The 3590-nt window shown below is 29.0% G+C and carries 2 protein-coding genes; both read right to left on the bottom strand.

Translation table 11 applies throughout. The features are described from left to right. Positions 1-437: 437 nt before the first annotated feature. Entirely contained in the window at positions 438-2870 is a 2433-nt protein-coding gene (locus RQ893_RS08580; protein WP_311482602.1) for an FtsX-like permease family protein, read from the bottom strand. Beyond that, positions 2863-3543 (bottom strand): ABC transporter ATP-binding protein, encoded by a 681-nt coding sequence (locus tag RQ893_RS08575; protein ID WP_311482601.1) that lies wholly within the window; start codon positions 3541-3543, stop codon positions 2863-2865. The genes RQ893_RS08580 and RQ893_RS08575 overlap by 8 nt, the downstream gene beginning before the upstream one ends. Between the last annotated feature and the right edge of the window lie 47 nt (positions 3544-3590).

Here is a 3590-nt window from a genome sequence, read left to right as displayed (position 1 = left end):
TGAATTATAGAATCATCTCTAACAAATTCGACATCTGCTTTTAATTTATCAATCATATCTGGATTTTTACTATAATAACATGGATAATAATCACTTTCTGCGTCTATATGCCAGCTTGGCTTATAAAATTCTGATGTATCCTGGTATAGATAAACAGTTTCATCAAATAATAGGCAAATTGCCCCTAAGCTGATTCACTTTCTAAGGTCACTTTAAGTCCATCATAATTTCAACTTATATCGTTAATATAAAGAGGTCTTAGACTTAAATCTCTTATCTTAAATTCTTTAAAGTTTTCCATATGTGTCAACCTTTTTATTTTTATTATAAAATATATTTATATAATATGCAAAAATAAACTTTGGTATTATAATTTGAAATCAATTTATATATTTCAAAAATAAAAAGCAGCCCTATAAAGAGCTGCTCTCATTAATTTATTCTGATCTAATTAAGTCGATTGTTGGTCTATCTAAAATTCGTTTTAGAGATAAGTGATATATCAATAAATTTATTGCATAAACTACTAAGGCAAATCCTAAATACATTTTGTAATCATAATATTTTAAAAGTATAGATATGCTAATTTTGGGCGACAACATAGAAATTATTACCATGATCGCAAGGCTTATAAAGTTTACTAAAAGAAAGGATTTGACTTGTTCTAAGAAAAATTCCTTTTCGTAACTATTTTTTAATTCGTTCATATCCATGCCCGCAGAATATAAACTTCCTATTTCTTTTTTCCTAGATATCAATGAGATGTTAATTGAAGAATATCCATTTGTTATATTTAAGATAAATACAATTAAGCCAACTGCTAATGAGATATATAGCAAATACTTCAAAGAAGATGCTTCTTGCTCTTCTATTTCTTTGCCTACAAATATATCATATCTTTCATTGATTTGAAGAGATTCTCTGAGTTTATTTTCTATAAATTCTTTAGCACTTGATAGGTCTTTGTCATCAATTTTCATCTTCAATGTATATGGATAGTTTAGATACTTATCATCCTTAGCTTGGTCAACCAAGTCAAAATATGTTTCATAGTCAGTAAAAATATTTACCACTAAAGGATATGGCTTAAATTCATATTCACCTGTATCGTATAATTCCTTTGATATCTTTATTTTCTTTTCAAATCCAACCATAGAAATATCTATATTTTTAGGGTCTTTGAAATATTTAACCATCTTTGCTTTTGCAATTGGTTCTAATGGATCAGCTTGCACCTTGTTATACAAGATAAATTCTCCCTTAGATCCTCCAAGTTTTTCTAAATCATCTATATCCATTGCAATAAGGTTTCCCTGCAAATATTCTTGCGATTTCTTTTTAAGTATTTTCATGATTTTTTCATCTAATTTATACTTTTTTGCTTGATCAGATAATTCAAGATTGTTATTAACACCTATATTCTTATCCTTATATATAAATGATTTTTGACTTCCTATATCTTTTTCTATAGATCTTAGAACCTCAGGAACTTTTTTATCAGAGCTATAATAAGTAATGAAAATATTATAAGAACTATCCTCATAATAATAGTCCCTAAAATACTTACCTATAGAAATTGATAATATAAACATAGATATTATCAAAATACCTATTGCAGAAATATACCTTTGACTTTTGATTGAAGAAAGATTATTATTTCTTAATTCCTTCCATAGGTCATCATTTTTCTTTTTCTTTGACCTGGATAAATCAATATTTCCTCTTATACCGTCTATTATATTAATTTTTGAAATCTTCCTAGCTGGTTTTATTATCGATAAGGTTACCACTAAAAATGAAACAAATAATATAAGTATTGTTAAAAAAGGGCTAAATCTTGCATATTCAAATTTTGATATTTGTAAGTTTTTTTGTGAAAAATCATAAATACTATAGATTAGGCCAAATCCGACCAAATGACCTAATAAAATTGGCATCATTGAAATTTGACTAGCTTCTTTAAATAGGAACTTATATATTTGAAAGTCTGTTGATCCTATTGATTTATACATAGATAATTCTTTGATTTTCCTAAGTCCCCAGACCCAGAAAATATTTCTAGTAAAAAATATAAAAATAAAAATCATAGAAAGAAGACAAAATATCATCATTGCCTTAGCCATTATTTTTTCTAGCCAAGTATCATTGACCCTATAATATTTTTCTATAGGTTCAAAAAATTTTATCTCTATTTTTCTTCCAAGTCGTTTTGAGATTTCATCTTCAAAATTTTTTTTATTTAGGTGGACATCCACAAAATCATCAAATCTTAAACCCAAAGGTTGAGGATCCTTTGTAGTATCATAAATTAGTCCATAGGACAAACCAGCATATTTATTGTAGACATCTTCATAAATACCAACTAGTTTATATGATTTTAGTTCTGTTTTATCAAATCTTTCTTTTTCTAGTCTTGAATTTGCAGGATCTAATTCTTCTTTATCAAGAAATCTTTTACCAAAACTTATAGGGATTTCATCTCCTATTTTTAATTTGTGCTTTTCCACAAGAGATTTTGATAGCATTATTTCTTTAGGATTTTCAGGAAAACGGCCTTCCTCTGTAAATGAAAATTCCCTCATCCTATTGATGTGATCATCCTGTCTGTACACAACTATTAAATCATCATCAAGCTTTGCACTTGTGAAATGCATGTTTAATCGACCAGCTTCTTTGACACCATCTATCTCTCTTATTTTTTCGAGATCTTTTTCGCTTAGGTGGTCATCTATGTGGGCATCAGCAAAATTGATAGCTCTTGCTTCCATGTAGTTGGCATCGAGGTTTACTTTGGCAAAATAAAAAACCACCGTAAAAAACAAGGAAACAATAAAAACTGAAATAAAAATAGGAAAATTTTTCTTATTCATTTCTCTCATCTCCTATGATTTTCCCATCAACTATGGTCACAATTCGATCTGCCTCAAGAGCAATTTTTTCGTCATGAGTGATTAGGATTATTGTTTGTTTTAGGGTCTTATTAAAATATTTAAAGATCTCAATTATTTCATTTGAGTTTTTTCTATCTAGGTTGCCAGTTGGTTCGTCGGCTAGTATTATTGAAGGTTTGTAGATCAATGATCTTGCTATAGCTACTCTTTGCTGCTGACCTCCAGATAGTTCACTTGGGAATGAATCAAGTTTATTTTCTATGCCAAGTTTTTTGACTAAATCTTCTAAAACATCTTCATGGATTTTTCTCTTATCTAGCTTTAAAGGTAATTCTATGTTGTGCCTTACAGTTAGATTTTGAATTAAATTATAAAATTGGTAGATAAGGCCAACTTTTCTCCTGCGAAATAGGGCCAACTCCTTTGATGAATATTGGGATATGTCGTTACCATCTATGTAAACTTTTCCACCGCTTGGACTATCTACTCCTCCTATAATATGTAGGAGGGTTGATTTACCAGATCCACTTGGGCCCACAATGGCTACAAATTCTCCTCTTTCTATTGTAAGGTCAACTCCATCTAAGGCCACTACCTTGGAATTGCCTTCCCCATATTCTTTTCTTAAATTTTCTACTTTTAAAATTTCCATACTTTCCTCCTTAATTTAAGGTAAGTATATAAAAGTAAAGTGATTTT

Origin of the sequence: uncultured Anaerococcus sp., assembly GCF_963510915.1 — a bacterium.
Lineage (GTDB): Bacteria > Bacillota > Clostridia > Tissierellales > Peptoniphilaceae > Anaerococcus.
The sequence above is the reverse complement of the archived record's forward strand: the minus strand, read 5'-3'. Positions and strand labels throughout refer to the sequence as shown.

Bases quoted from the DNA above. Each gene is read 5' to 3' on its own strand.
- RQ893_RS08575 (WP_311482601.1), bottom strand. From the start codon at position 3,543: ATGGAAATTTTAAAAGTAGAAAATTTAAGAAAAGAATATGGGGAAGGC.
- RQ893_RS08580 (WP_311482602.1), bottom strand. From the start codon at position 2,870: ATGAATAAGAAAAATTTTCCTATTTTTATTTCAGTTTTTATTGTTTCC.